Origin of the sequence: Streptomyces sp. McG3, assembly GCF_018619185.1 — a bacterium.
Lineage (GTDB): Bacteria > Actinomycetota > Actinomycetes > Streptomycetales > Streptomycetaceae > Streptomyces.
Genome location: NZ_JAAXYC010000001.1, coordinates 1 through 24,717 on the forward strand (window position 1 = coordinate 1; position 24,717 = coordinate 24,717).

At 72.1% G+C, this 24,717-nt stretch carries 25 protein-coding genes; 6 read left to right on the forward strand and 19 right to left on the reverse strand.

Translation table 11 applies throughout. The features are described from left to right. The first annotated feature begins 105 nt into the window (after window positions 1-105). Genes HET64_RS00005 through HET64_RS00015 form a run of 3 tightly spaced genes read left to right on the forward strand, consistent with a single transcriptional unit; the run spans window position 106 to window position 2,471 of the window. Entirely contained in the window at window positions 106-1,050 is a 945-nt protein-coding gene (locus tag HET64_RS00005; protein WP_215100802.1) for an ABC transporter ATP-binding protein, read from the forward strand. Continuing rightward, complete coding sequence (locus HET64_RS00010) at window positions 1,047-2,021, forward strand: ABC transporter permease (protein WP_215100804.1); 975 nt, start codon at window positions 1,047-1,049, stop codon at window positions 2,019-2,021. The genes HET64_RS00005 and HET64_RS00010 overlap by 4 nt, the downstream gene beginning before the upstream one ends. A gap of 45 nt (window positions 2,022-2,066) precedes the next feature. Next, window positions 2,067-2,471 (forward strand): GntR family transcriptional regulator, encoded by a 405-nt coding sequence (locus HET64_RS00015; protein ID WP_018958817.1) that lies wholly within the window; start codon window positions 2,067-2,069, stop codon window positions 2,469-2,471. A 170-nt stretch (window positions 2,472-2,641) separates the two neighbouring features. Here the strand turns inward: HET64_RS00015 and HET64_RS00020 are convergent, their stop codons facing one another. From HET64_RS00020 to HET64_RS00105, 18 genes are all read right to left on the reverse strand, one after another. After that, a complete protein-coding gene (locus HET64_RS00020) occupies window positions 2,642-3,442 on the reverse strand; it encodes a thioesterase II family protein (protein WP_215100807.1) in 801 nt (266 codons plus the stop codon). Continuing rightward, window positions 3,439-3,972 carry a YbaK/EbsC family protein gene (locus HET64_RS00025; RefSeq protein ID WP_215100809.1) on the reverse strand — a complete coding sequence of 178 codons (534 nt, stop codon included), beginning with the start codon at window positions 3,970-3,972 and terminating at the stop codon, window positions 3,439-3,441. The genes HET64_RS00020 and HET64_RS00025 overlap by 4 nt, the downstream gene beginning before the upstream one ends. After that, complete coding sequence (gene serA, locus HET64_RS00030) at window positions 3,969-5,561, reverse strand: phosphoglycerate dehydrogenase (protein WP_215100811.1); 1,593 nt, start codon at window positions 5,559-5,561, stop codon at window positions 3,969-3,971. The genes HET64_RS00025 and serA overlap by 4 nt, the downstream gene beginning before the upstream one ends. Before the next feature lie 58 nt (window positions 5,562-5,619). After that, window positions 5,620-6,630 carry a 2,3-diaminopropionate biosynthesis protein SbnA gene (gene sbnA / locus HET64_RS00035; RefSeq protein ID WP_215100813.1) on the reverse strand — a complete coding sequence of 337 codons (1,011 nt, stop codon included), beginning with the start codon at window positions 6,628-6,630 and terminating at the stop codon, window positions 5,620-5,622. A gap of 33 nt (window positions 6,631-6,663) precedes the next feature. Next, window positions 6,664-7,704 carry a 2,3-diaminopropionate biosynthesis protein SbnB gene (gene sbnB / locus HET64_RS00040; protein ID WP_215100815.1) on the reverse strand — a complete coding sequence of 347 codons (1,041 nt, stop codon included), beginning with the start codon at window positions 7,702-7,704 and terminating at the stop codon, window positions 6,664-6,666. A 43-nt stretch (window positions 7,705-7,747) separates the two neighbouring features. Continuing rightward, on the reverse strand, window positions 7,748-11,230 hold the full coding sequence (locus tag HET64_RS00045; protein WP_215100817.1) for an amino acid adenylation domain-containing protein: 3,483 nt from the start codon (window positions 11,228-11,230) through the stop codon (window positions 7,748-7,750). After that, window positions 11,227-11,946 (reverse strand): 2-hydroxychromene-2-carboxylate isomerase, encoded by a 720-nt coding sequence (locus HET64_RS00050; protein WP_215100819.1) that lies wholly within the window; start codon window positions 11,944-11,946, stop codon window positions 11,227-11,229. The genes HET64_RS00045 and HET64_RS00050 overlap by 4 nt, the downstream gene beginning before the upstream one ends. After that, window positions 11,943-12,686: a 3-oxoacyl-[acyl-carrier-protein] reductase gene (gene fabG / locus HET64_RS00055; RefSeq protein WP_215100821.1), complete on the reverse strand. Its 744-nt coding sequence runs from the start codon at window positions 12,684-12,686 to the stop codon at window positions 11,943-11,945. Before fabG ends, HET64_RS00050 begins: the two co-directional genes overlap by 4 nt. Continuing rightward, window positions 12,683-13,204 carry a 3-hydroxyacyl-ACP dehydratase FabZ family protein gene (locus HET64_RS00060; protein ID WP_215100823.1) on the reverse strand — a complete coding sequence of 174 codons (522 nt, stop codon included), beginning with the start codon at window positions 13,202-13,204 and terminating at the stop codon, window positions 12,683-12,685. The genes fabG and HET64_RS00060 overlap by 4 nt, the downstream gene beginning before the upstream one ends. Beyond that, window positions 13,201-13,605 carry a 3-hydroxyacyl-ACP dehydratase FabZ family protein gene (locus tag HET64_RS00065; RefSeq protein ID WP_215100825.1) on the reverse strand — a complete coding sequence of 135 codons (405 nt, stop codon included), beginning with the start codon at window positions 13,603-13,605 and terminating at the stop codon, window positions 13,201-13,203. The genes HET64_RS00060 and HET64_RS00065 overlap by 4 nt, the downstream gene beginning before the upstream one ends. After that, on the reverse strand, window positions 13,602-14,699 hold the full coding sequence (locus HET64_RS00070) for a beta-ketoacyl synthase N-terminal-like domain-containing protein (RefSeq protein ID WP_215100827.1): 1,098 nt from the start codon (window positions 14,697-14,699) through the stop codon (window positions 13,602-13,604). Before HET64_RS00070 ends, HET64_RS00065 begins: the two co-directional genes overlap by 4 nt. Next, on the reverse strand, window positions 14,696-15,703 hold the full coding sequence (locus HET64_RS00075; RefSeq protein WP_215100829.1) for a hypothetical protein: 1,008 nt from the start codon (window positions 15,701-15,703) through the stop codon (window positions 14,696-14,698). Before HET64_RS00075 ends, HET64_RS00070 begins: the two co-directional genes overlap by 4 nt. 53 nt (window positions 15,704-15,756) lie before the next feature. Further along, window positions 15,757-16,506, reverse strand: coding sequence for an alpha/beta fold hydrolase (locus HET64_RS00080; RefSeq protein WP_215100831.1), 750 nt, complete (start codon window positions 16,504-16,506; stop codon window positions 15,757-15,759). Continuing rightward, complete coding sequence (locus tag HET64_RS00085; RefSeq protein ID WP_215100833.1) at window positions 16,503-17,390, reverse strand: beta-ketoacyl synthase N-terminal-like domain-containing protein; 888 nt, start codon at window positions 17,388-17,390, stop codon at window positions 16,503-16,505. The genes HET64_RS00080 and HET64_RS00085 overlap by 4 nt, the downstream gene beginning before the upstream one ends. Further along, window positions 17,387-18,514: a beta-ketoacyl synthase gene (locus HET64_RS00090; protein WP_215100836.1), complete on the reverse strand. Its 1,128-nt coding sequence runs from the start codon at window positions 18,512-18,514 to the stop codon at window positions 17,387-17,389. The genes HET64_RS00085 and HET64_RS00090 overlap by 4 nt, the downstream gene beginning before the upstream one ends. Further along, the gene (locus HET64_RS00095; RefSeq protein WP_215100838.1) at window positions 18,511-19,767 is read right to left on the reverse strand and encodes a beta-ketoacyl synthase; all 1,257 of its coding nucleotides are present in this window, start codon (window positions 19,765-19,767) and stop codon (window positions 18,511-18,513) included. Before HET64_RS00095 ends, HET64_RS00090 begins: the two co-directional genes overlap by 4 nt. 50 nt (window positions 19,768-19,817) lie before the next feature. After that, window positions 19,818-20,069 (reverse strand): acyl carrier protein, encoded by a 252-nt coding sequence (locus HET64_RS00100; protein WP_215100840.1) that lies wholly within the window; start codon window positions 20,067-20,069, stop codon window positions 19,818-19,820. A gap of 105 nt (window positions 20,070-20,174) precedes the next feature. After that, window positions 20,175-20,393 (reverse strand): MbtH family protein, encoded by a 219-nt coding sequence (locus HET64_RS00105; RefSeq protein WP_215100841.1) that lies wholly within the window; start codon window positions 20,391-20,393, stop codon window positions 20,175-20,177. Between the two features lie 357 nt (window positions 20,394-20,750). Between HET64_RS00105 and HET64_RS00110 the strand changes: the two genes are divergently transcribed. Continuing rightward, a complete protein-coding gene (locus HET64_RS00110) occupies window positions 20,751-21,518 on the forward strand; it encodes a thioesterase II family protein (protein WP_215100843.1) in 768 nt (255 codons plus the stop codon). A gap of 15 nt (window positions 21,519-21,533) precedes the next feature. Here the strand turns inward: HET64_RS00110 and HET64_RS00115 are convergent, their stop codons facing one another. Continuing rightward, window positions 21,534-22,070 carry a hypothetical protein gene (locus tag HET64_RS00115; protein ID WP_215100845.1) on the reverse strand — a complete coding sequence of 179 codons (537 nt, stop codon included), beginning with the start codon at window positions 22,068-22,070 and terminating at the stop codon, window positions 21,534-21,536. 206 nt (window positions 22,071-22,276) lie between these two features. On the opposite strand from HET64_RS00115, the gene HET64_RS00120 reads away from it, so the two are divergent. Continuing rightward, window positions 22,277-23,518: a sensor histidine kinase gene (locus tag HET64_RS00120; RefSeq protein ID WP_215100847.1), complete on the forward strand. Its 1,242-nt coding sequence runs from the start codon at window positions 22,277-22,279 to the stop codon at window positions 23,516-23,518. 183 nt (window positions 23,519-23,701) lie between these two features. Continuing rightward, a complete protein-coding gene (locus HET64_RS00125) occupies window positions 23,702-24,640 on the forward strand; it encodes an ATP-binding cassette domain-containing protein (RefSeq protein WP_215100850.1) in 939 nt (312 codons plus the stop codon). Window positions 24,641-24,717 lie beyond the last annotated feature (77 nt).

Genomic DNA, 24,717 nt, shown 5'->3' on the forward strand with positions numbered 1-24,717 from the left:
CACCACCCCTCCCCCCTCCTCCCCCGGTGACCTCACCGGCTTGACAGTCATTCCCCCACGACTCCATGATTCCATTAATTGACTAATGGAATTGAGGTGAGGCGCGTGGCGGACACGGGCACTCCGAACGCGACATCCGGCAGCTGGGCGCTGGAAGCCCGCGGCCTGGGCAAGCGCTACCGGCGCGGCTGGGCGCTGCGCGACTGCTCCTTCCGGATCCCGGCCGGCCGTATCTGCGGTCTGGTCGGCCCGAACGGGGCGGGCAAGAGCACCCTGCTCGGACTGGCGACCCGGCAGGTACAGCCGACCACCGGCGAACTGCGGATCTTCGGCGTACCGGTCGACGACCCCGCCGTGCTGCCCACGTTCGCGTTCCTCGGCCAGGAGAAGCCGGTGTTCAAGCGGTTCACCGTGGCCGACACCCTGCGCATGGGCGCCGAGCTGAACCCCGGCTGGGACGCGGCCGCGGCGACGCGGATCGTCCGCTCGGGCAACGTCCCGCTGCACGCGAGGGTCGGCACGCTCTCCGGCGGCCAGCGCACCCGCGTGGCCTTCGCGCTCGCCTTCGGCAAGCGGCCGGACCTGCTGCTCCTGGACGAGCCGATGTCGGACCTCGACCCGCTGGCCCGCGACGAGATGAGCACCCTGCTCATGGCGGAGGCCGTCGAGCGCGGCACCACGGTGGTGATGTCCTCGCACATGCTGACCGAGCTGGAGGACATGTGCGACTACCTGCTGGTCGTCTCCGAGGGCCGGATCCGGATGGCCGGTGACGCCGACGCGCTGGTCCCGGCCCACGCGCTGGTCACCGGGGTGGCCCGGGACGGCTCGCTGCCGCCCGAGCTGGCCGACCACACCGTCGTCGAAACCCGCCTCCAGGGGCGGCAGTTCCAGGCGATGATCCGGCCGAAGGCTCCGCTCCCGGCCGACTGGGAGAGCGCCGAGCCCTCCCTGGAGGAAGTCCTCCTCGCCCATCTCCGCTCCCCGGACGCGCCCTCGCTCTACACCCAGGGCGCCCGCGTCGAGGCCGAAGGGACCCAGGCCGCATGAGTACCACCCTCACCGAGAAGCCCGCCGAACCCGGCTCCGGACGCCGCCTGCTGCGCGGGATGCCGTGGCTCGTCGTACGCCAGCACCGGGTCGCACTGCTCTGCGTCCTCGGTCTCACGCTGGTGGCCGCGCTCCTGATCGCGTACGGGCGCAACGAGCTGGTCCAGCTGCTCGACGCGAAGGGGTGGCCGGAGAAGGACGCCGGTCAGCCGATGGAGAGCAACCGCGTTTACGGGTACGTCAGTTCCGTCCTCGGCGGCCTCCCCCTGATCCTCGCCGTCTTCATCGGCGCCCCGCTGATCGCGGGCGACCAGGAGAACGGCACCGCGCAAGTCGTCACCACCCAGTCGGCGACCCGCCGTCAGTGGCTGATCGCCAAGCTGGGCCTGGCCTACGCCCTCGCGCTGGTCTCCGGCGTGGTGCTCTCGGCGCTGTTCACCTGGTGGTGGAAGCCGTACCGCTCGGTCTTCCTCAGCGACTGGATCGACGGCGTCATCTTCGACAACACCGGCCCCGTCCTGCCCGCGTTCCTCCTCTTCTTCACCGCCGCGGGCATCACCATCGGCACCCTGATCCGCCGGGTTCTGCCGGCCATGGTGGTCACGTTCCTCTTCACGGCGATCACCACCATGTTCGTCTGGGACGAGGTGCGCGTACGCCTCGGCGACACGCAGATCTTCACGTACCCGATGGACACCGAACTCCCGGCCCGCTATGCCGAGGCATACGAGGTGGACCGCTGGGTCGGCAGCGCCGACGGGACCCTGTACGGCTGGGGCACCTGCGCCGAGGCGACCGAGAAGGCGCAGAACGCGTGCATCAAGGAGCACGGCATCGTCAACGACGTGATCGAATACCTCGACTACAGCCAGATGGCGTCGATGCAGTGGACCGCCGCGGGCATCCTGCTCGCCGGAACGGCCCTGCTCACGGCGTTCACCCTGTGGCGGGTCACCCGCCGCCCGCTGTGAACACCCCCCTCTCCCCTTACGTAAAATGTCGCAGTCGAGCGGAAGGTGAAGACCGTGGTCGTGTTCCGCATCGACCGGCGCAGTGGAGTGGCGACCTATCTCCAGATCGTCCGGCAGGTCGAGCAGGCGCTGCGCATGGGCGCGCTGGAGGAGGGTGACCGGCTGCCCACCGCCGCCCAGGTCGCCGCGACCACCAAGGTCAACCCGAACACGACCCTGAAGGCCTACCGCGAACTGGAACGCATGGGCCTCGCCGAGGTGCGCCAGGGAGCGGGCACGTTCATCACCCGCTCTCTCGCCCAGCCCCAGTCCGGCCCCGGCTCACCCCTGCGCTCCGCGCTGGCCGAATGGCTGGACCGGGCCCGCGCCGAGGGCCTCACCGGGCAGGACGTCACGGCCCTGTTCCACGCGGCGTTCGAGAGCGCGTACCCGGGCGAGGCGCCGGACTGACCGCCCCGGGATGACCGGCGCCGGTCAGGCGCGGTCCTGGCCCATGCTGACCCGATCCCCCGATGGCCTTGTCCCCTGCGGTCGTTCACGCCCGGCCGGAGCCGTGCGCGCCCGCCAAGGACAGGAGCACCGGGGGCTGGCGCTTCCCGCGGATCCCGGCCGGAGCACGGTCAGGGAAGGGCGGGGGCCGCCGTCGGCGGAACCAGCCGGGCGAGGACCGACCGGAGCAGCGGCTCGTGCTGCTCGACCAGGTAGAAATGGCCTCCGGGCAGGACGTCCAGACGGAAGCCGCCGGACGCGACGTCGGACCACGCCGACATGTCCTCCACCGAGGTGCCCGGGTCCTCGTCCCCGATGTACGCGTACACGGGACAGCCGACCGGATCGGCGGGGCGCGGTCCATAGGTCCCGACGATCGTGAAGTCGGCGCGGATGGCGGGCAGGACGATCTCCCGGAGGTCCGGGTCGCCGAGGACCGACTCGTCGGTGCCGCCGAGCCGGCGCACCTCCTCGATCAGCGCGTCGTCGCCCTCTTCGTGCAGGGCCCGCGGGGTCAGACGGTGCGGCGGCCTGCGGCTCGACACGTGCAGAGCCGCCGGAACCCTTCCGTGCCGCCGTCCCAGGCGCAGCGCCACCTCGTAGGCGAGCGAGGCTCCCATGCTGTGACCGAAGAGCGACAGCGGTACGTCGTGGAAGGGGAGGACCGCTTGGGTCACCCGGTCGGCCAGCTCGTCCATCGACGTGACGCAGGGGTCGCCCAGCCGGTCGTGGCGTCCGGGGTAGCGCGCGACCAGCAGTTCCGTACCGCTGTCGAACGCGGTGCCCCAGGAGTGGAAGAAACCGGCCGAGCCGCCCGCGTGCGGCAGGACCAGCAGCCTGCGGCGGACGCCCGCCGTCGCGGGGTAGCGACGCAGCCATCCGTCCGCGACGACGTTCGCCGACGGTGCGGTGCGGTGGACTCCGACGTTCATCCGGTCATCCTTGGGGCTGTGAGGCTCGGGGCGATGGGCAGTCGGTCGACGGAGAGCTGGGTGATGGGGTGTATCCGCGGCAGGGCCATCGCCACGTAGTCCTCCGTGGCCAGGGCCACCGACCGGTCGAGGCGTGCCGCGTTGAAGAAGATCTCGTCGTGGACCAATAGTCCGGGGTCTGCCACCAGTTCGAGTTCGGGGTGACGTGCGAAGGGCATCACCGATCCGCTGACGCTGCCCGCCAGCCGCTCGGCCACGTCGCGCGTCGCGAACGACGCCTCCCTGCCCGCGTACATGTCCCGGAGCACGCCCAGGTCGACCTTGCGGTCGCCCGGCACGACCGCCAGGACGTACCGCCGGGACCGGCGGCCCGTGGCGACCCGGACGACCAGGCATTTGGCCGCCTGGGCGAGGGAGTGCCGGCGCAGGACGCTGGCGAGATCCGTGCGGCCCTCCGGGACGTGGTCCATCAGCCGGAACCGCGCCTGCCTGCGTTCCAGCTGGTCCAGCAGCCAGTCGTAGCCATTCATCCGGTCCGCTCCAGGCCCCAGGCGCGGGCCGCGTCGATCGCGGCGGCCCCGTCGTCGAGCAGCGCCTGATCCGCGGGTCCGCCCAGCCCCAGGGCGACCAGGGCCGCCTCTCCCGATCCGCCGCCCCGGCCGATCCACAGGGATTCGACGGGGACCCCGGCCCGGGTGAAGACCTCGCTGACCGCGCCGATCGCGCCGGGCCGGTCGGGGGCGAGGAAGAAGGCCAGGTCGCCGTCGAGCGCCACATCGGTCGCGTAGCCGCAGATCTCCACGAGGCGCGCGCCGGAGCGGAGCCCGCTCAGGGCGCCGGTCACCGACACCGGCTCACCGGACGCCAGGGTGCCGTCGACCCGCACGAGACTGCGGTAGACGGGGCTGTCGGGGTCGGAGTGCACCGCGGTGCCCAGACCGCGCTCCTGGGCGATCAGCGGGGCGTTGACATAGCTGACACCACCGTCGACGACCGGGCTCAACGCCCCCTTGAGCACCGCCAGTTCCAGGGACCCCGCGTCGTGGCACGCGATCTCGCCGGACACCGTCACCCGCAACTGCGACGGCAGTCCGCCGGCCGTCGCCGTGAACAGCCGGCCGAGCCGCTCCACCACGGCCAGCCACGGGGCGAGTTCGGCGTCGACCTCGCCCATCCGCACATTGACCGCCTCCGGCACGAACCGGCCGGCCAGCGCCTCCCGCACCGACCGGGCGACCGCGACGCCCGCCCGCTCCTGCGCCTCCAGGGTGCTCGCGCCCAGATGCGGGGTGACGACCACGTTGTCCAGCTCGTACAACGGGGAGGTGGTGCAGGGTTCGGTCGCGAACACGTCGACGGCCGCGCCCGCGACGCGCCCCTCCTTCAGCGCCGCGTACAGCTCCGCCTCGTCGACGATCCCGCCCCGGGAGGCGTTGACGATCCGTACGTCCGGCTTGACCCGGTGCAGCGCGTCGAAGCCGATCAGGCCCACCGTCTCCGGGGTCCTCGGAAGGTGGACGGTGAGGAAGTCCGCCTCGTCGAGGAGGGTGTCGAGCCCGACGCCGGACACCCCCGCGCGCTCGGCGTACCCGGCCTGCACATACGGGTCGTACGCGAGCACCCGCATCCCGAACGCCGCCATGCGGCGGGCGACCAGCGAGCCGATCCTGCCGAGCCCGATGATCCCGAGCGTCTTGTCGGCCAGCTCGACACCGGTGAACCGGCCTCGCTCCCAGCGGCCTTCCTTGAGCGCCCCGTGGGCCTGCGGGATGTTCCTGGCCACCGCCAGCAGCAGGCCCACCGTGTGCTCGGCCGCGCTGACGATGTTGGAGGTGGGCGCGTTGACCACCATGACGCCCGCCCGGGACGCGGCGGCCACGTCGACGTTGTCCAGGCCGACCCCGGCCCGGCCGATCACCTTGAGCCTCCGGCCGGCCGCGATGGCCTCCGCGTCCATGCGGGTGGCGCTGCGGATGAGTACGGCGTCGGCCCCCGGGAGTGCGTCGAGGAGGGCGCCCCGGTCGGCGCCGGAACAGCTCAGGATCTCGAAATCGGACCCCAGGGTGTCGACGGTGGCGGGAGAGAGCTCCTCGGCGATCAGAACGATTGGCTTGTGCACGACGCTATTCCTTGTCTCGAAGAGAGCGATGAGGTGTCCCGGACAGACCTGTGCGGGCTCAGCCGGCGCTCGTCACCAGAGGAGGCAGGTCGGCCGGGGCCGCCGGAACGGCGTCCCAGGTGTGCGGTGCGCCGAAGCGCTCCTCCACCCACGCGGGGTCGTACACCGAGTCGAGATAGCGGTCGCCCTGGTCCGGGGAGAGGGCCACCGCGGTGAGCCGCTCCCCCTCGGGCCGGCCGGCCAGCCAGCGCAGCGCGCCGCTCACGACCGTCCCGGTGGAGCCGCCGAACAGGAAGCCCCGCTGGGCGAGGGTCTGGCAGCTCTCCAGGCTGTCCCGCTCGGGCACCATCACGACGTCGTCGACGAGCCCGTCGTCGAGCAACTGGGGCCGTACGCCCGCCCCGAGGCCGGGTATGTGCCGGGTCAGGGCGGGGCCGCCGAAGGTCACGGAGCCGACGCTGTCGACGGCCACGATCCTCGTCTGCGGCCGCGTCTCCCGGAAGTAGCGGGCGCAGCCCATGAGGGTCCCGGTGGTTCCGGCGCCGACGAAGAGCACGTCCACCTCCGGGAACTGGGCGGCGACGGCGGGGCCGGTCGACCGGTAGTGCGCCAGCCAGTTGTGCGGGTTCACGTACTGGTTGAGCCACACGTAGTTGGGGTCGTAGTCGACGAGCCGCTGTACGTAGTCGATGCGGGCGCCCAGCAGGCCCCGGTGCTTGTCGGGGCGCGAGATGACCAGCACCCGGGCGCCGAACGACTCCATCAGGCGGCGGCTGGCCGGATTGCAGCGGCTGTCGGTGACGCAGACGAAGCCGTATCCCCGGTGGGCCGCGATCATGCTGAGCGCCACACCGAGATTGCCGGACGAGGACTCCACGAGCACGTCGCCCGGGGTGAGCGTGCCGTCGCGTTCGGCGGCCAGCACCATTTCCAGGGCGGCCTTCAGCTTGACCGAGCCCGCGAGATTGATCCCCTCGTACTTGAGGAAGAGGGGGACGTCGAAGACGGGCAGCAGATCCACGAAGACGTCGTCGACGTTGATCTCGTAGGGAGCGGATATGACCGTCACTTCATCACCGTTTTTCAGTCAGTCGGGCGCCGCCTAGGCGCGGGAGCGGCCGTAGCGGTCGAGCTCGTGGAAGAAGCCGTCGACGACGGCGAGTCCGCCCGCGTCGCGCAACTGGTCGTGGACGTAACGGCCGAGGGCGATGTCGAGCACGCCGAGACCGAACGGCGAGAACACGACGGGGCGGTCGCCGGGCAGCTCGACCCGGCCCTCGATCACGTCGCACAGGGTGCCGTCGATGAAGTCGCGGTTCCCGGTGAGCTGTTCGGTCAGGTGGGGGGAGGTGTCCGCCTTCAGGCAGTGCTCGACGTCGTCGACGATGTTGGCGGACGCGAGCAGGATCTCCGGCGCCAGGTCCCGCAGCGACACGTTGAGGACCAGCGGGTTGTGGGCGAACCAGGAGGGGTCGTGCACGTGCGGGCTGCCGGCGACGGTGGCGAAGACCACCAGGTCGCTCTCCCGGATCAGTTCCTCGGCCGTCCCGTGCACCACGACGGGGGCGTCCCCGCGCCCGCCGAGGTAGTCCGCGAACGCCTCGCCGTGCGCAGCGGACAGGTCGTGGACGCCGAGCTCGTCGAAGGTCCAGCCGGTGGCCTCCAGGTAGTGGTGGACGTAGCGGGCGATGAGGCCGGTGCCGATGAAGCCGATCCGGCGCGGGCGTTCGGCCCCGCTGAGCCGGTCGGCGGCGAGGGCCGCCGAGGCGGCGGTCCTGGAGGCGCTGATGATGGAGCTCTCCAGGCAGGCGAACGGGTAGCCCGTCGTGTGGTCGTTGAGGATGAGGACGGCGGAGGCCCGCGGGATGCCCGCGGCCACGTTCTCCGGGAAGCTGGAGATCCACTTCAGGCCGTCGGTGGGACGGTCTCCGCCCACCGAGGCGGGCAGGGCGATGATCCGGGAGCTGGGGCGGTCCGGGAACCGCAGGAAGTACGAGGGCGGGTTGACCGAGTCGCCCCGGCCGTGCAGCCGGTAGACGTCCTCGACCAGGTTCACGACCTGCTTCTCGCTGCCGGTGAGAACCTGTGCCACCTGCGCGCCGGTGATGACGGCGAAGGGCGGCACGAGCGGCTGCTGGGACATGGGACTCCATCCATGGGCGGTGGGTGCGGTGGGAAGAGGCTGGTCAGTGGTGGGCCGGCACGGTGGCCGGGTCGCCGATGACGACCGCGATCCGCCGGTCCCCCTCGTAGGGCTCCCTGCTGTGCGCCATCCGCAGGTTGTCCACGACGAGGAGGTCGCCCGCCCGCCACGGCTCGCGGAGCGTGTGCTTCTCGTACACCGCGTTGATCGTGAGCACGGTCTCCTCGTCGAGGCCCGCGCCTTTGCCGTAACGGCTGTTGAAGGGCAGTCCGGCGTCGCCGAACTCGAACATGAGGTACTCGCGGACGATCGGGTCGAGGGTCCACTCGTTGAGGAAGGCGATCTGGTTGAACCAGCCGCGCCGGCCGGTCACCGGGTGGGTGAGCACGGCGGCGGCGTACTGCCGGGTGAGCAGGTCCCCGTTGGACTGCGGGCGGCACTCGATGCCCCGCTCCGCGCAGTAGGCCTCGATGGCCGCGCGGTCGGTCGTGCCGAAGGCGTCCTCCAGGCCGACGCCCACCGTGTCGGTGTAGTTGCGGTCGACGAGCCAGCCCTCGGCCTCGAAGCGCGCCACCAGCTCGGCGGGGAGCGCCTCCAGGACGTCGGCGGAGTCGGAGACACCGGTGGCGCCGCCCGATTCGGGTGCGGTGAGGCAGGCGAAGAGCAGGGTGCCGGGCACCTCACGGGCGTAACTCAGCTCGTGGTGCATGCACATGGGCTGGTCGACGGGCCACTCGGAGGAGGTGTACACGCCGTCCGCGAGCCGTTGCCTCGGCGCGAAGCCCTCGCGTTCGGTCATCACCTGGTGCAGGAGTCCGCGGCCGACCCGGCCGACGGTGTCCGCGTCCCGCAGGCCGAGGCCCCGCACCAGCAGCGCACCGTGCTCCGCCACCGTGGCCCGTACCCGGCCGGCGTTCTCCGCCGCCCAGGCCGCCGGGTCCTCGGGGGCCGGGCCGTCCAGGGTGAGCACGGCGGGCCGGCCCTCGGTCCTGACCACGTCGAACGGTGCCGCTTCCAGGGAGGTACGGGGCAGGGCGGCGGATCCGGCGGACGCGCCGTTCGTGGCGGGAGTCTCCCGGCCGCCGTCCGCGGGCGCGTCCTCGGTGCGGGCCTCCGGATCGTCGAGGAACGCGGCGAGGGCGTCGAGCCTCGGGCGCCGCACCACGTCGCGCAGGGTGAAGGCCCGCTCCATCCGGACGACGAGCCGTACGGCGGAGAGGGACGTGCCGCCCAGCAGGAAGAAGTCGGCGGTGCGGCCGATCCGTTCCACGGGCAGTTTCAGCACGGCGGCCCATGCCTCGGCGAGCCGCAGTTCGGTGCCGGGGCGGGGCGCCTCGTACGCGTCGGCGTGCTCCTGCTCGGCGACCAGGGCGAGTTCGGCGGCGAGGGTGCGCAGGGCGCGCTTGTCCGTCTTGCCGTTCGGGGTGAGCGGCAGCGCGTCGAGGGGCTCGAACCGGTCCGGCACCATGTACGCGGGCAGCGCCTGTTCCAGCCGCTCGCGCAGGGCGTCGGACGGCTCGGCCGAGCCGACCTGGAAGCCGACCAGATGGCGGCCCCGGTCGGGCGAGTCGACGACGACGACCGCACCGTCGCGGACTCCGGGCAGCCGCAGCAGCTGGTTCTCGATCTCCCCGATCTCGATGCGGAAGCCACGGATCTTGATCTGCGCGTCGCGCCGGCCGAGGAACTCCACGGAGCCGCCCGGCAGCCGGCGGCCGAAGTCGCCCGATCGGTAGAGCCGCTGACCGGGCCGGTGCGGATCCTCGCCGAAGGCCTCCGCGCTGCGCTCGGGGTCGTTGACGTACCCCCGTCCCACGCAGACGCCGGAGAAGACGATCTCGCCCGGCGCGCCGAGCGGTACCGGCCGCAGGTCCTCGTCGACGACGTACACGGAAACGTTGCCGACCGCGTGCCCGAGCGGGACCGAGTCCCATACCGGCACGGAGGTCATGACCTCGTGGTTGGTGTCGTCCGACGTCTCCGTGAGTCCGTAGGCGTTCATCAGGGAGATGTGCGGGAAGCGCGCGAACCACCGGACGGCGAGTTCCTTCTTCAGCGCCTCACCGGTGACCGAGACGCAGCGCAGGGAAGGCAGCGCCCGGGGGCGTTCCTCCAGCCGGCTGAGCACCACCTCCAGATAGGAGGGGACGGCCTGGAGCACGGAGACCCCGCCCCGCTCGATCGTGTCGAGGTAGCGGTCGACGTCGAGGACGGCCTCCTGTTCGACGATCAGGGTGCGTCCGCCCACGACCAGGGCGGCGACCAGCTGCCACAGGGAGATGTCGAAGGACTGCGGTGCGGTCTGGGCGACCACGTGGCCCGCGCCGATCCCCTGGTCGTCGATCTTGGCGTACAGATGGTTGAGGAACCCGGCGTGCTCGCACATCGCTCCCTTGGGCTCGCCGGTGGAGCCCGAGGTGAAGTACAGGTAGGCGAGCCGGCCGGGACCGACGCGCACGCCCGGGTCGTGGATGGGGCGGTCCTCGGCGAGGGCGGCGCCGACGTCGAGGAGTTCGACGCCGGACGGCGCGGCCCGCCGCGCGTGGTCCGGGCCGCCGTCCTCGGTCAGGACCAGCCGGCAGCCGCTGCGGACCAGGGTGCGGGACATCCGGTCGACGGGGGCGTGCGGCTCGATCGGCAGATAGGCGGCGCCGGCCTTGAAGACGCCGATGACCGAGGCGAGCCAGTCCAGGTTGCGCTCGGTGACGACGGCCACGACGGCCTCGTCCCCCAGGTCCCGGGCCAGGAGCGCGTGGGCGATCCGGTTGGCCCGGGTGTTGAGCTCCTCGTACGTCCAGGTGTCCTCGCCGTGCACGGCCGCGAGGTCCAGGGGCCGCAGCGCGACCTGGTCCTCGAACAGTTCATGGAACCGCTTGTCGGGCAACTCCCTCGCCGGACCCGCGAGTTCGACTATCTGATGGTGGAGTTCGGCAGCGGACAGCAGGCTCTTGCCACGGGCCCGCGCGTCCGGCTCCGCCACGAGCCGGCCGACGGCCGCGAGGTAGTACCCGGCGATCCGGCCGGCCGCTTCGGCGTCCAGCACGTCGGTACGGTGGCGGATCAGCAGCGCGAGACCCTCGGGGCCACGGCGCAGCGCGGCCGTGAGCACGGTGTCCGTGAGCGGCTCCGCCTGCTCCCCCTCCGTCCGCCCCAGGTCCAGTACGGCCTCGAACGCCGCCTCGACGGGGGTGGCGGCGGCCTGTCCGGCGGCGGCGAACAGCTCGCGCCAGGTCTCGCCCCGGAGCGAGAGGCCCACCGGGCGGAGCGCGTCGGCCCGTCCGGGCGCACGGTAGCCGCTCACCACCGAGGACTCGCCGCCGAGAGCGGTGAGGACGGCGGTGTGGGCGGCGAGCAGGAGGGCCTCCCAGCCGACGCCCGAGCGGCGGGCGAGCAGCCGGACCCGGGCGGCGAGCCGGAGCGGGACCGGGCGGATCAGATCCTCGTGCGCGGTCCGCGCCGGCTGACCGGGCGGCGGAGGTGGCACCCAGCGCGGGACGGTCCGCTGGGGTGTTCCGGTCACGGTCATGGCTCTCTCCTGTCGGACGGGCCGCCCTGGTCCGGGACCACCGCGGTGAACGGGGGCGCGTCGAACGGCGCGTCGCTGCGGCCGTCCCACTCCTCGCCGCGCACGGCGGACACGAACGCCCCGACCCGCTCGGCGCCCCAGAACGCCTCACGGCCGTGCATGAAGAACGGCACCCCGAAGGCGTCGTCGTGGTAGGCGGCGATCAGGCACTCCACGCCCCTGATCCGCAGGTCGGGGTCGTCGACCGCGTCGGCGACCGACGGGTCGAGGCCCAGCTCGCCCGCGATGCCGGCGATGGTCGAGCGCTCGGCGAGGTCCAGGCCCTGGTTCCAGCGCGCCCGGTAGGCGAGGTCGACGAACTGACGGCCCAGGCCGCGCTCCTCGGCCGCGAGGTAGGCGAGGTGCGACACCTCCCAGTGCGGGGCGCGGTCCACCGGCCAGGTCACCTGCCAGCCACGGGCGTGCGCCCAGCGGCGCGCGTCACGCAGGATGTAGAAGTTCTTGGAGCGGTGCATGGGCATCACCGGCAGGGTGACCCCGGCCTCGGAGAGCAGGTGGGTGGACTCCTCGTCCGGTTCCCAGTAGGGAATCCACTCGATCCGGTCGAGCACGTCCGGGTGCTTCTCGCTGAGGTCGCGGTAGGCGAACCACGAGTACGGGCTGCGCAGCGAGAAGTACCATCGGGGGTTCTTCTTCCGGCGGGCGGCGCTGCTCACAGGGCGATCCCCCCGTCTATCTGGAACACGGATCCCGTGATGTAGCTGGCGCGGTCGGAGGCCAGGAAGGCGACCAGTTCGGCGACTTCACCGGCGGTGCCCATCCGGCCGAGCGCGACGCCCGCGAGGGCCTCGTCGCGGAACTTCTCGGAGACGGCGGCGACCATGTCGGTGTCGACGAAGCCGGGCGCCACCGCGTTGACGCGGATGCCGTAGCGGCCGGCCTCCTTGGCCAGGGACCTCGACAGGCCGATGATCCCGGCCTTGGACGCGGCGTAGTTCGTCTGGTTGGCGTTGCCGTAGACGCCCGCCACCGACGAGATGGTGACGATGCTCCCGCGCCGGCGCTTCATCATCCCGAAGGCGACCGCACGGCAGACGTGGAAGACGCCGTCGAGGTTGGTGGAGAGGACGGAGGTCCACTCGTCGTCGGACATCATCACCAGCGCCTTGTCGCGGGTGATGCCGGCCGAGGGGACGGCGGCCTCGATGGGGCCGAGGTCCTTCTCGGTCGCGGCGACCCAGTCGCGTACGGCGGCGGCGTCGCTGACGTCGACCCTGCGGTGGAGCACCCGGGCGCCCAGCGCCTCGGCCTCCTTCGCCAGGATCTCCGCCGTCTCCGACTGCGAGCGGTAGCAGAAACTGATGTCGTAGCCGTCCTCCGCGAGCTTCAGCACGGCGGCACGGCCGATTCCGCGGGAACCCCCGCTGATCAGGGCCACGGGCCTGGTGTCGGTCATCGGACGGCCTTTCCTGGGGACGACGGGGTGGTGGGCCGCGTTGCGGCGGGGTCGGCGGGGCGAAGCAGTTCCGCGGCGCGGAAGGCCATCACCATCCGCGTCACGGTCATCACGGTGTCGTCCCCCCGGTGGCTGCTGCCCTCGAAGATCACCGAGTCGGTGAGGGACCGGGTGATGCTCACCCGGTGCTCGATCACGTCGCCCGGGAGGACGGGCAGGTGGAACGCGGCGTCCGCGACGGAGCCGAACAGCATCACCTGGCCCTGCGGCGCTTCGGCGACCGCCGAGGCGAGGAGTCCGGCCGACTGGCCCCAGGACTCGATGAGCAGGGACGGCGGGTAGTCGAACGGGGCGTCGGCCGGTATCCCGGCGTAACAGGGCTCGTTGAGCGTGATCGCCTTGACGGTACGGATCCGCTCGCCGGGCACGAGTTCGGTCACCCGGTCCACGAGCAGCATCGGGTAGCGGTGCGGCAGCAGGTCGGTGACCCGGGGCAGGGCGGGTGCGGGCGCGGTCATCGCTCACCTCGGGCGGTCGTGTAGCGCAGCCGTACGGTGGCGGCCTTGCCCCGCTGGGTGACGGCCACGGCGTCGCAGCGCAGGCCGGCCTCCGTGGGGCGCCACGTGAGGGTCAGGTGGAGGGTGTCTCCCGGGTAGACGGCCCCGGCGAACCGTGCCGACTCGACGGCGGCGAGGTCGGAGGGGGCCGGGGCGGCTTCCCCGTCGGTCGCCGCCCGCTGCACGCACTCCAGCACGCAGACTCCGGGGAAGATCGGGAAGTCGGGGTAGTGGCCGGCGAAGACCGGTTCGCTCTCTGCAACCTCGGCCCGCGCGACGGCGGTCAGACCGTCCTCGGTCCGGGACTCCACCCGCACCTCGGCGGCGACCGGGCTCACCCGGGTCCGCGGGGCGGCGGTCATCGTGCGTCCCGGAGCTTCAGCACGGCGCAGGCGAGGGAGCCGTCGCGGTCGGCGGACGTCACCAGGGCGATGCTGCCGCCCGTACGGGGCGCGGCGGCGAGGACGGTGGCGATCTGGAACGAGCCGGAGGCGGCGGAGACGTCGCCGAGCCGGCCGACAGCCGGAATCCGCCGCACCGCCGCGTCCCCGCAGATCTCGCCGAGGACCTCACGCTCCACGTGGCCGAGGAGCCCCGGCGCGTCCGACGGGCTCGCGGCCCACACCTCGGAGGCCGCCACCCCGGCGGCCTCCAGGGCGGAGCGCACGCAGGCCTCCAGGGCCGGGCGCACCTGATGGCCGATGGCCACCCGGGTGCGCACGGCGAGCACCTCGGCGAGGGCGGGGCGGTCGGGGGTGACGGTGGAGGCCGGCTGGACCAGGAGGACGGCCGCGCCCTCGCCGAGCGCGACGTTGGGCGCCTCGGGTCCCCGGCTGTGCCTCTCCAGCCAGTACCGGGCGGCCGAGTACTCCTCGGCGGCGGCGCAGAGCACCGCGTCCGCGCGGCCCGAGGCCAGCAGCCGGGTGGCGTAGTTGAGCGCCAGCAGTCCGGCCGCACGGCCGCCCGCGAGCGTGGTGTTGGGGCCCTTGATGCCGTACCAGATGGCGCACTGCCCGGCCGCGCAGTTCATCACGGCGTTGGGCATGACCGCCGGGTCCACGTCGTAGGGCCGGTCGCCCACGAGCGAGCTGCGGGTGAAGTCCATCATGCTGGCCGCGCTGCCGGTGGTGGTGGCCAGTACGAGGGCGGCGCGTTCCCCGGTCTCCGACTCCTTCACCGAACCGGGCTGGTCCAGGAGGGAGCCGACGGCGGCGACGGCCAGTCCGGTGACCCGGTCCATGGAGCGGGTGCCCTTCTTGCCCAGCACCTCCCGGGTCTCGAAGCCGGGTACCAGGTGGGCCCGGGAGGTGGGCACCTTCCAGCGGGCGGTGTCCACCGGGGCCACCGTGGAGCGCTGTTCGCGCAGTCCCTCGGCGAAGGCCTCGGCCCCGAGGCCGAACGGGGAGACCGCGGACCAGCCGGTGATCACCGGACGGTCGGTCACCGGGGTGCTCATGACGCCGCCTTGCGGGGGGTGGTGAGGGCCTCGACCGTGGACTGGTCGAACTCGGCCATCTCCCACTGGTTGGGGGCCGTCTCGTGGAGGTAGCCGTGGGTGATGGAGCCGGTGGCGGTCTTCACCAGGTGGCCGTCGCGCAGCACGTAGCAGTCCATGCGGCAGGTGTAGAGCAGGGTCTTGAAGACGTTCTCGACCGTGTAGACGGTGTAGAGCTCCTCCTCCATCACCGTCTCGTCGAGCAGCTCGATGCGCGACTGGGTCACGACGGGGATCCAGCCCCGGGTGTCGAGGACCTCCTTGATGGCCAGGCCGCGGTCGGCGAGGAAGAGGTCCTCGACCTCCTCCATCACCCGCAGGAATCCGGACATCTGGACGCGCTCGTTGAAGTGGCAGTAGAAGTAGCCCATGCGCCAGCGCCAGCCGAACGCGTTGGTCTCCCCGATGACTTCGCTCAGCACCGGGTCGGTGCTGGTGCCGCGGCCCGCGGTGAACTCGCCGTACGGTCGCGGGGCCGCCGCGATCTCCAGGCGCTCGCCGTCGCCCAGGCGGGCGGTGGTGAACCGCTCCAGGCCGGCCGGCCAGGGCTCCTCGGCGGTGATGTGGTCGTCGATCCGCAGGGCGACCAGGATCGTCGAGCCCGCGCACTTGACCCGCTTGCCGTCGCGCTCGACGAACTGCTCGACCTTGAAGCGGAGCCGGTCGGCACCGTCCTTGGTCACCGGGGTGACCACGGCCTCGACCTCGTCGTCGACGGCGAGCAGGGCGCCGAGGCGGGAGTGGATGTCGACCACGTCGAACCCGAGGCCGAACCGCCGGTACAGCTCCCCTACGGGCAGCCCCGCCTCTCTGAAGTGGTGGAGAACCGCTGCCTCGGCAACGTAGTTGATGTGCTTGAAGCCGATGGCGAAGCTGATGTTGTTTCCCTCGAAGAGGGGGCGCAGGCGCCCCGTCGTCGGGGTCTCCAGCAGCGCCGTGACAGCGGGATGGGGCGTCGGGCCCATCACGGACTCCTTCGGGTCGGGGCGGATCGGGGTGGGATGAACGCGGGCCGGGATCAGGTGACGGCCAACGGGTGTTCCGGGGTCCGGTCGAGGAAGGCGTGCACGGTGCTCGTGAACCAGGCGGGCCGTTCGAGCATCGGGAAGTGACCGCAGCCGGGGACGGTCAGCGAGCGGCCGGCCGGCAGCCGGGCGGCCAGCGTCCGCGCCTGCTCGGGGGGCGCGGACCGGTCGTCCCCGCCGCCGATGACCAGGGCCGGGGTCTCGATCAGGTCCACGCGGAACAGCGGTGTGCGCAGATAGGCGTCGAAGAACCGGAGCCAGCCGTAGGGGCCGATCCACTCGGTCATCCGCCGGGCCATGTCCGCGAGCAGGTCCGCGTCGACGGTGCGGTCGGGCGTCCGCAGCCTGATCGACTCGGCCATGGTGCGCGGGAAGTCGGCCAGGGTCGGGGCGATCATGTCCCAGTGGAAGTCGTCCGCGTCGCTCCGGTAGAACGGGTTGACGAGGACCACGGCCGGCGGGTTCAGCGGGTCGCCGGCCGCCGCCCGGCGGCCGAGCAGGTCGAGCAGGACCACCGAGCTGAACGAGTGCGCCACCACCACGTCCGGGCCGCCGGGCACGGCGTCCAGGACGTCCCCGAGCCGGGCCGCCGAGTCGGTCTCGTGCCGCCAGTCGGCGATGCCGCCGCTGTGCCAGGGCAGCCGGGGGGCGTGGACCGCCAGGTCCGCCGGCCAGTGCCCCTTCAGGCCCGACCAGATGGCCTCGTTGTTGGCGAGCCCGTGGAGCAGTACGACGTTCTTCATGGGGTGCGCTCCGGGGGCAGCAGGACGGCCCCGGCCGCGCCGGCCACGGCGTACGCCGGACCGTCGTGCCCCTCGGCGAACCAGCCCGCGGCGGCGGCGCACTGCACCACGCCGAGGGCGCCCGAGAGCTCTCCCCAGCCGGTGAGCCCGATCCGTCGTGCGGAGGAGGGCGCCAGGTCGTCGTCGGCGCAGAGCCAGAGGTCGCCGCCGGGCGCCCGGCGGGCCAGCAGGGCGGCGGTCTCCGCCGGTTGCGCCGTACGCAACACCGGGCCCAGCAGCGCCTTGGCCCGCGTCGTGTCGCGGCTGAGGACCACGGCGGCGCCGCCGTCGGCGACCGGCCCGTCGACGAGCCTGCGGGTCACCTCGTTGTCCGGTTCGACTCCGGTCACCAGGACGTGGTCGGCGCGTCCGGCGCGCAGCATCAGGGCGGCCCAGCGCATCGCGTCCAGCCCCGAGCCCCGCCCGTTGCACACGGTCAGGTTGGGGCCGCGGAGGCCGAACCGGATCGCGGTCTCCGAGGCGATGATGTTGCTGGAGGCGTTCGGGGTGTCCATCGGGCTGAGGCCGCCGGTGGACTCCTTGGCTATGGTCTCCACCGCCCGGCACACGGTGTCGGTGTTGCCGAGGTTGGAGCTGACCACGGTGGCCAGCCGGTCCCCGGCGGCGGCCGGTCCGCCGGCCACGAGCAGTCCGGCGTCGGTGAGCGCCGCATGGGCCAGGTGCAGGCCCAGTTGGGTGGCCCGGTCCTTGAACCGCAGCCCCTTCCGGCCGATCACGGCGGCGGGGTCGACCGGTTCGGCGCCGGGGCGGGCGGGGAGCAGCAGGGCGTCCGGGCCGGACGCGCCGGGCAGGGCGACGGCGACCCCGGTGACGGCGATCTTCATGCGACGCCTCCCACGACGGCGACGGCGTTGACCCCGCCGAAGCCGAAGCTGTTGACCTGGGCCAGCCGCACCGGCGAGACCAGGGGTTCGCCGGCCACCAGCCGCAGCCCCGCGCCCTCGGGCAGCGGGTCGGCCAGGCCGGCGACGTGCGGCACGGTCCCGCTGTCCAGGCAGCTCAGCGCCACGACCAGGCTGAGCAGCCCGGCCGACCCCGAGGTGTGCCCGGTCAGGGACTTGATGCCGGTGAGGGCCGGTCCGGGTGCGTCGAAGACCTCCGCGGTCACGGTGGCCTCCGTACGGTCGTTGAGCGGGGTGCCGGTGCCGTGCATCACCACCAGGTCGATCTCGGGCGGGGTCACACCGGCCCTGTCGTGGGCCTGCCGTACGGCGGCCTCGACGCCCGCCGCGTCCGGCGCGGTCTGGTGGTGGGCGTCGCAGTTGACGGCGACCGAGCGCAGCAGGCCGCGCGCCGGGCGGCTCCCGGCGGAGCGGCTCAGGACGACGGCCGCCGCGCCCTCGCCGAGGATGGTGCCCTGGCGGTCCTTGTCGAAGGGGCGTACCGAGGGCGGCGGATCGAACTGGACCCGGTCGGCCTGGCCGAACATGCTCTCGGTGACCACGTCGCAGCCGGCCACCACGACCGCCTCCGCCTCCCCCGCCTCCAGCAGGTCCCAGGCGAGCGCCAGGGCGTAGAGGGAGGCGGAGCAGGCGCCCGCGAACGTGTGGGTGTCGACGGCGCCGAAGCGGCTGCGCAGCGCGTCCTCGAAGTGCAGCCCGTCGGCCTCGAACGGGACGCCGTCGCGCCACCACAGCTCCAGGGAGCGCAGTTCGCGCAGGCCCGTGCCGACGAGTACGGGGATGCCCGCGAGGTCTTCGGGCAGCCCCGCGTCCTCGACGGCCTGGCGGACCGCCTCGACGAGGAAGCGGGTGGCCCGGCCCGGTTCGTCGACGCCGTCGGTCTCCCGGTCGTCGATCTCGAAGAGCTGCTGGGCGTTGAATCGGGACCGGTCGAAGGCGCGGAGGGGGGCGAGTCCGCTGCGGCCCTCGCAGAGGCTCGCGAAGATCGCGTCCGGGTCGCCGCCGATGCTGCTGACCGCGCCGGCGCCGATGATCGGGTAGGTCATGGACGGCCGCCGTCCGCGTCGTACTTGCCCAGGATCACGATGGCGTTGTTGCCGCCGAACGCGAGCCCGTTGTTCTGGACGATCCGCAGGTCGGCGTCGACGGCGTGGTTGGGCACGCAGTCGATGTCGCACTCCGGGTCGGTCCGGTGGTGGTTGATCGTCGGCGGGATGAAGCCGTGCGTGATGGCGAGGCCGCAGGCGATCGCGCCGAGCGCGCTGGCCGCGCCCATGGTGTGGCCGAGCATCGACTTCAGGGAGATGGTGCGGGGGGTCGCGTCGCCGAAGACGCTGCGGATGGCGCCGGCCTCGGTGATGTCGTTCGCCTTGGTGCCGGTGCCGTGGGCCGAGATCAGGTCGACCTCGTCGGGCTTCACCCCGGCGTTCGCCAGGGCGATGCTCATGCACTGCGCGACGCTCTCCCCGTTGGGCGCGACCTGGTGGTACGCGTCGCAGTTGAGCCCGTAGCCGAGCACTTCGGCGTAGATCGTGGCGCCGCGGGCCAGGGCGGAATCCAGGCTCTCCAGGACCAGGATCCCGGCTCCCTCGCCGGTGAGGATGCCCTTGCGGTCGGCGTCGAAGGGCTGGCAGTAGTCGGGCGCGATGGTCCCGAGCCGGTAGAAGCCGGTGAACGTCTTGCGGCACATCGCGTCGGCGCCTCCGCACAGGGCGAATTCCACCTCGCCCGAGCTGACCGCGTCGAAGCCGTACCCGATGGCGTAGTTGCCCGCGGAACAGGCCGTGGCGATGGTGGGCGCCTCGACGTCGGTGAGCTCCAGTTCCTGCGCGATGGCTGTGGAGAGCCGGGCCGCCGAGACCCGCCGGACGACCTCTGCGTCCATGCCGTGAGGTCCTCCGGCGAGTTCGGCGGCCACCAGCTGATCCAGCTCGTAGGACTCGCCGTCCGTGGTGCCGACGGAGATGAGCCCCCGTCGGCCGGCGAGTTCCGCGAGGTCCAGATCAGCGTCCTGCACCGCCATCCGCGCCGCCGCGACGGCGAAGCGGCTGGCGCGCCCCAACTCCCGTACCGGAGTACGGGAAATCCACTGCTCGGGATCGAATCCGGTGACCTCGCAGCCGTTGACATGGGCGAAGCCCTCGACGTCGAACACCGAGATCGGACTGACACCGCTACGGCCCGCCCGCAGACTTTCGGTGAATTCCTCGGCCCCGATGCCAATACTGGAGATCACTCCGAAGCCGGTGAGAACCACCCGGCGTTTCCCGGTTGCGGCGCCGGGGCTTGCTGAGGACATGCTGATTCCCCTTCAGTCCTTCAGACGTGAGATCGAGAGGGTGGGAGCGGTCAGCGGGCGGGCGCCTCGGCGACCACCTTGTAGACCGCCTCCAGGTTGATCATCTGGGCGAGCTCGGACTGGTCGATGGTGATGCCGAACTCCTTCTCCAAGGAGGCCAGGATCTCGATGGCCCGCAGGGAGTCGGCGCCGTGATCGTCGATGAAGAGGCTGGTCTCGCTCACGTCGCCCTCTTCGAGTTCGAGGATGTCGCAGACGATTTCCTTGATCGCGGAACGACGGTCGCTGGTGATGGTCGGCATGATTTCTTTCCTCCAGGATGGTTCGGTCGCCGCAAGGCCGGCACAGGAATGTGGACCGCGGAACTGCTGAGCAGGAAGTGAGGCTCGTTCGGTACGGCTGTGACGTCAGGCGGGCTGGGACGTCATGGCTTCGGCGAGACTGCGCGGACGCATATCGGTCCAGTTCTCATTCACGTGGTCGAGGCACTCCTGACGGGCGGCCGCACCGTGCACCGTCTTCCAGCCCTCCGGGATCCGGGCGAATACGGGCCAGATCGAATACTGCCCCTCGTCGTTCACGAGCACGTAGTACTCGGCATTGTCATCCTCGAATGGATTGGCCATGGAGCTCTCCTCTTCCTGGCGCTGTCACCGAATTCGAGTCGACCCTAGGCGTCGGAGAATCGACCTAACAAGAGCTTCCGGCGACCACTTCGGCCCCGCGTTCGAGACTTTGCATTGAGAAGAATTGAATATTGCGTTGCGCAGCTTTCGGCCACTCCTCCGCCGGGCCGGAAGTGCCGGGAAAACGAACGGTCGCGGCCTTCGGTAGCCGGCCCTCCGCCGCCCCGGTCACTCTCCCGCCACGTCCCGTAGCCGAGCGTCACCCCGGAGGATCGAAGATTTGTTGGCCCCGGGACGGCGGCCCGGCCGGCGCCGGTACATTCCCGGTGACACCGACGGCCGTCGAGAGGACTCACCGTGCCCGGGCCACTGTTCCGGCCGCTGCCCCGGCCACAGGCGGAGCGCACCCTGTTCTGTCTCAGCTTCTGCGGGGGCGGTACGGCACCCTTCCGCGCGTGGGCCGACGCCCTGCCCGAGGACACCGAACTGGTCCTGTACTGCTATCCCGGGCGCGAGGGACGCTATGGCGTCCCGTTCGCACGGACCTGGGAGCACCTGCTCGGCGGGGCGCTGGCCGCACTCGCCGGCATCGCCGCCCGCCCCTACGTACTGGCGGGCCACAGCATGGGTGCGTGGGTCGCCTTCGACCTGGCGGTGCGCGCCGAGCGTGCCGGGATCGCCCCGCCGCGGGGGCTGGTCGTCTCGGCCGCGGGCGCCCCCGACCGCCCGGCCGACCGGGACGCGCCGCCCCACACGGGGAACACCGACGAGGAGCTGCTCGACTGGATGTTCACGGTCGGTCAGGTCGCCGACGCGGTCCGGGACGAGCCGGAGCTGCTGCGGATGGCGGTGGAGGTGCTCCGGGCGGACCTACGGACGGTCGAGGGCTACCGGTACCGGCCCGGGGAGCTGGTCGGCGCGCCGCTCCAGCTGCTCCGCGGCGCGGACGACGACGTGGACGAGGAGGACCTGGAGCGCTGGCGGCGCCTGACCACGGGCCCGTTCGAGGCGGCCCTCCTGCCGGGCGGGCACTTCTACACGCCCGAGGTGTGGAGCCGGCTGCCCGCGCACATGAGTGTGCTCCACCCGGTGGGGCCGGGCGGAGCAGCGGGAAGACCGTCCTGACGCCTGATCCGGAGGTCAGCCGGAGGCCGCCTCACGCAGCACCCGGGCCCGGATCGCCCTGAGCATGGACGTACGGGTCAGCCCGCTGCCGAACCTGATGAACAGCCAGTAGGGCAGGAACCGGCGCCGGGTGCGTTCGTCCGTGGCGAGGATCCGGGTCTCCGTGGTGAGCACGCCCGCCGCGTGGCGGACGTTCATCCCGACCTTGAGGATGCCCGGCTGATCGCAGCCGGTCACGATGTCGACGACGCTGCCGTCCGGCCGGGGGGTGTCGCCCAGACCCTGGACCGCGGCGAGCAGGAACTCCTCGTCCCCGGTGGGCAGCACCTCGCCCATGCCGCTCAGGAACTCGGAGACGATGAGCCCCCGGCCCGAGACGTCCGCACCGGTGATCGCGACCAGGGCCCGGGCGATCGGGGCCTCGGACCAGGTCGTCGCGTGCGCGGCCGTCATGACCTCGGCGGTGGCGCCGGGGACCGGAACACGATGGATTTCCCTGAAATGCCATTCCGGCAGCAGCCGTTCCAGTTCGGACTCGCCCTCACCAGACATATCACCCTCCCGAACGGACCGTCATCGACGTTGTTCCCACGGCGTGCCCCAGGGATGATTCCGCCGCGGAATCGCCCCCGACTTCCCGGTGGCAACTAGCTGTCAACAGGGAGATCCGATCGCGCGCTTCTCCGCCCCGCTCCCGCTTCCGACTTCACCAAGCTGACAGAAAAGGGAGAATCCGACGGGTGCGTAGAATCGCGGGAATGGGGACGAACACGGGGAACCGCATCCAGAGCCGCCTCCGGGAGCGTGCCGTCGGCCCGGTCTGCGCGGTCCTGACGCTCTGCGTGGTGCCGGCCGCTCTGCTGGCGGGCCCTTCCGCCGGCTGGCGCGCGGTCCTGCCCATGATGGTCGCGGTGCTGGGCGCGCTCGCCGTGGCCTCACTGCACACCCGGGACCGGGTCGTCCCGGCGGCCGCCGTCGTGGTGGCCGTGAGCTCCGCCCTCGGCACCCTGTTCGGGGACCCTCCGGCCCTGGAGGAGGCGACCGGCGTGGCCACCCTGGTGGAGATCGCCGGACTTCTGCTGCTCGTCTGCCTGGTCGCCCGGTACGCCGGGACCCGGCAGGCCTTCGTGCTCTGCACCGTGCTCGGGCTCCTGGCCTCGACCGCGCTCCTGCGCCTCCAGATCCCCCCGACCGCGCTGGAAGCCGCCGCCCAGAGCGCGTTCTTCGCGCTGGGCGCGATCGCCGCGGCCGCCACGGGCGGCGGTCTGCGCACCCTGGAGACACGCCGGATCCGGGCGGTGCACGAGGCCCGCCGCAGCCAGCGCCTCCAACTGGCGGCCGATCTGCATGACTTCGTGGCCCACGACGTGTCGGGCATCGTCGTGCTGGCGCAGGCGGCGCAGGTGATCGGCGCGGACCGGCCGGAGAAGGTTCTGCCGCTCCTCCAGCAGATCGAGGCCTCCGGCCGCCAGGCCCTCGGCTCCATGGACCGCACCGTCCACATGCTCAGGTCCTCCGACGGGACGACCCCGGCCGGCCGGGGCGCGACGGAGGAGTCCCAGCCGGTGGCCTACGGGCTGGAGGACATCGTGGACGTCGTGGACCGGTTCCGCGCGTCCGGCCGGGCCGAAGTGCGCCTGGACATCGACCGGTCGCCCGAGCACGTCGGCCGGGTCCCCCGCGAAGTGGCGAGCACCGCCCACCGGGTGGTGGTGGAGGCGCTGACCAACGTACGGCGGCACGCGGGCACCACGCCGTGGGTGACCGTGTCCGTGACGCCCGGCCCCGAACACCGGGAGCCGTCGCTCACCGTGTCCGTGACCAACGGCTCCCCCTCCATCAGCGAGGCGGGCGGCGGGTACTTCGGCGACCGGGGACGACACGGGGCCAGTGGCCTGGAAGGCCTCGCCGAACGCGTCCGGGCGCTCGGCGGGACCCTGGAGTTCGGCGTGCACGGGGAGCACGGCTGGCGGGTCACCGCAGCTTTGCCGCTGGGCTGAGAGCACTCCCCTTTTCACGGGTTTCCACAATGCCACTTTCAGAGTTCTGATCGACCCTCCTGAATTCCCGCTCCCACCGCTACGTTACGTCTGCGGGCGACGCCCCACGCAGTCCCTTTCGGTCTTCCCTGAATGCGCCCGGCGGCCGGTGGCGGGCTTCCGGTGACGAGGGAAGGGCATTTCATGGACACGATGATGATCGAAGTCTCCGACGTGACGAAATCGTTCGGAGCCACACGCGCGCTCGACGGCGTGAGCCTCGCGGTGCCCCGGGGATCGGTGCTGGGGCTGCTCGGGCACAACGGTGCGGGAAAGACCACCGTCGTCGGCATCCTGAGCACCCTCTCGCTGCCCACGTCGGGCCGGGCCCGGGTGGCGGGGCTCGACGTCACCAGGAACGCCGAGGAGGTCCGCCGCCGCATCGGCCTCACCGGCCAGTACGCGGCCGTGGACGAGACGCTCTCCGGTCACGCCAACCTGGTGCTCATCGCCCGGCTCCTGGGCGCCTCACGCGCCCAGGCCGCCGCTCGCGCGGAGGAGTTGCTCGATCTCTTCTCCCTCACCGACGCCGCCCTGCGCAAGGTGAAGGGCTACTCGGGCGGCATGCGCCGGCGCCTGGACCTGGCGGCCAGCCTGGTCGGGCAGCCGGAGGTGATCTTCCTGGACGAGCCGACCACCGGGCTGGACCCCTCGGCCCGCCGGGGCCTGTGGGCCGTGGTCAAGCGACTGGTCCAGGAGGGCACCACGGTGCTGCTGACCACGCAGTACCTGGACGAGGCCGACTTCCTGGCGGACTCGATCACCGTGCTGTCCTCCGGCCGCGTCATCGCCTCGGGCACCGCGGACGAACTCAAGGACCGGGTCGGGCACCGCTCCGTCTCGGTCACCCTGCGCGTCGCGGAGGACCGTCCGCGGGCCGTACGGGCGCTGGAGGCGGCCGGCCTCGCCCCCGCCCACGAGCAGGACGGCCTCGTGCTCACCATGCCCGTCAAGGACTCCACCGGCCTGGCGGGCGTCGTCCGGGCGTCCGACGAGGCCGGTGTGGAACTCGCGGGGCTCGCGTTCTCCGAGCCCTCGCTGGACGACGTGTACATGGCCCTGAACCACTCCGGCGCCAACTGACGCCCGACGTCGGGCCGTACAGCCACCGCCCTCTCCCTCCGGCAGCCCGAACCGCCGGACAGACTCCAGGCAGGGAT

Bases quoted from the DNA above. Each gene is read 5' to 3' on its own strand.
- HET64_RS00070 (WP_215100827.1), bottom strand. From the start codon at position 14,699: ATGAGCACCCCGGTGACCGACCGTCCGGTGATCACCGGCTGGTCCGCG.
- HET64_RS00125 (WP_215100850.1), top strand. From the start codon at position 23,702: ATGGACACGATGATGATCGAAGTCTCCGACGTGACGAAATCGTTCGGA.
- HET64_RS00115 (WP_215100845.1), bottom strand. From the start codon at position 22,070: ATGTCTGGTGAGGGCGAGTCCGAACTGGAACGGCTGCTGCCGGAATGG.
- HET64_RS00020 (WP_215100807.1), bottom strand. From the start codon at position 3,442: ATGAACGTCGGAGTCCACCGCACCGCACCGTCGGCGAACGTCGTCGCG.
- HET64_RS00075 (WP_215100829.1), bottom strand. From the start codon at position 15,703: ATGGGCCCGACGCCCCATCCCGCTGTCACGGCGCTGCTGGAGACCCCG.
- HET64_RS00090 (WP_215100836.1), bottom strand. From the start codon at position 18,514: ATGACCTACCCGATCATCGGCGCCGGCGCGGTCAGCAGCATCGGCGGC.
- HET64_RS00100 (WP_215100840.1), bottom strand. From the start codon at position 20,069: ATGCCGACCATCACCAGCGACCGTCGTTCCGCGATCAAGGAAATCGTC.
- HET64_RS00025 (WP_215100809.1), bottom strand. From the start codon at position 3,972: ATGAATGGCTACGACTGGCTGCTGGACCAGCTGGAACGCAGGCAGGCG.
- sbnB (WP_215100815.1), bottom strand. From the start codon at position 7,704: ATGTCCCAGCAGCCGCTCGTGCCGCCCTTCGCCGTCATCACCGGCGCG.
- HET64_RS00010 (WP_215100804.1), top strand. From the start codon at position 1,047: ATGAGTACCACCCTCACCGAGAAGCCCGCCGAACCCGGCTCCGGACGC.
- HET64_RS00095 (WP_215100838.1), bottom strand. From the start codon at position 19,767: ATGTCCTCAGCAAGCCCCGGCGCCGCAACCGGGAAACGCCGGGTGGTT.
- HET64_RS00065 (WP_215100825.1), bottom strand. From the start codon at position 13,605: ATGACCGCCGCCCCGCGGACCCGGGTGAGCCCGGTCGCCGCCGAGGTG.
- HET64_RS00085 (WP_215100833.1), bottom strand. From the start codon at position 17,390: ATGAAGATCGCCGTCACCGGGGTCGCCGTCGCCCTGCCCGGCGCGTCC.
- HET64_RS00045 (WP_215100817.1), bottom strand. From the start codon at position 11,230: ATGACCGTGACCGGAACACCCCAGCGGACCGTCCCGCGCTGGGTGCCA.
- HET64_RS00060 (WP_215100823.1), bottom strand. From the start codon at position 13,204: ATGACCGCGCCCGCACCCGCCCTGCCCCGGGTCACCGACCTGCTGCCG.
- HET64_RS00105 (WP_215100841.1), bottom strand. From the start codon at position 20,393: ATGGCCAATCCATTCGAGGATGACAATGCCGAGTACTACGTGCTCGTG.
- fabG (WP_215100821.1), bottom strand. From the start codon at position 12,686: ATGACCGACACCAGGCCCGTGGCCCTGATCAGCGGGGGTTCCCGCGGA.
- HET64_RS00080 (WP_215100831.1), bottom strand. From the start codon at position 16,506: ATGAAGAACGTCGTACTGCTCCACGGGCTCGCCAACAACGAGGCCATC.
- HET64_RS00120 (WP_215100847.1), top strand. From the start codon at position 22,277: ATGGGGACGAACACGGGGAACCGCATCCAGAGCCGCCTCCGGGAGCGT.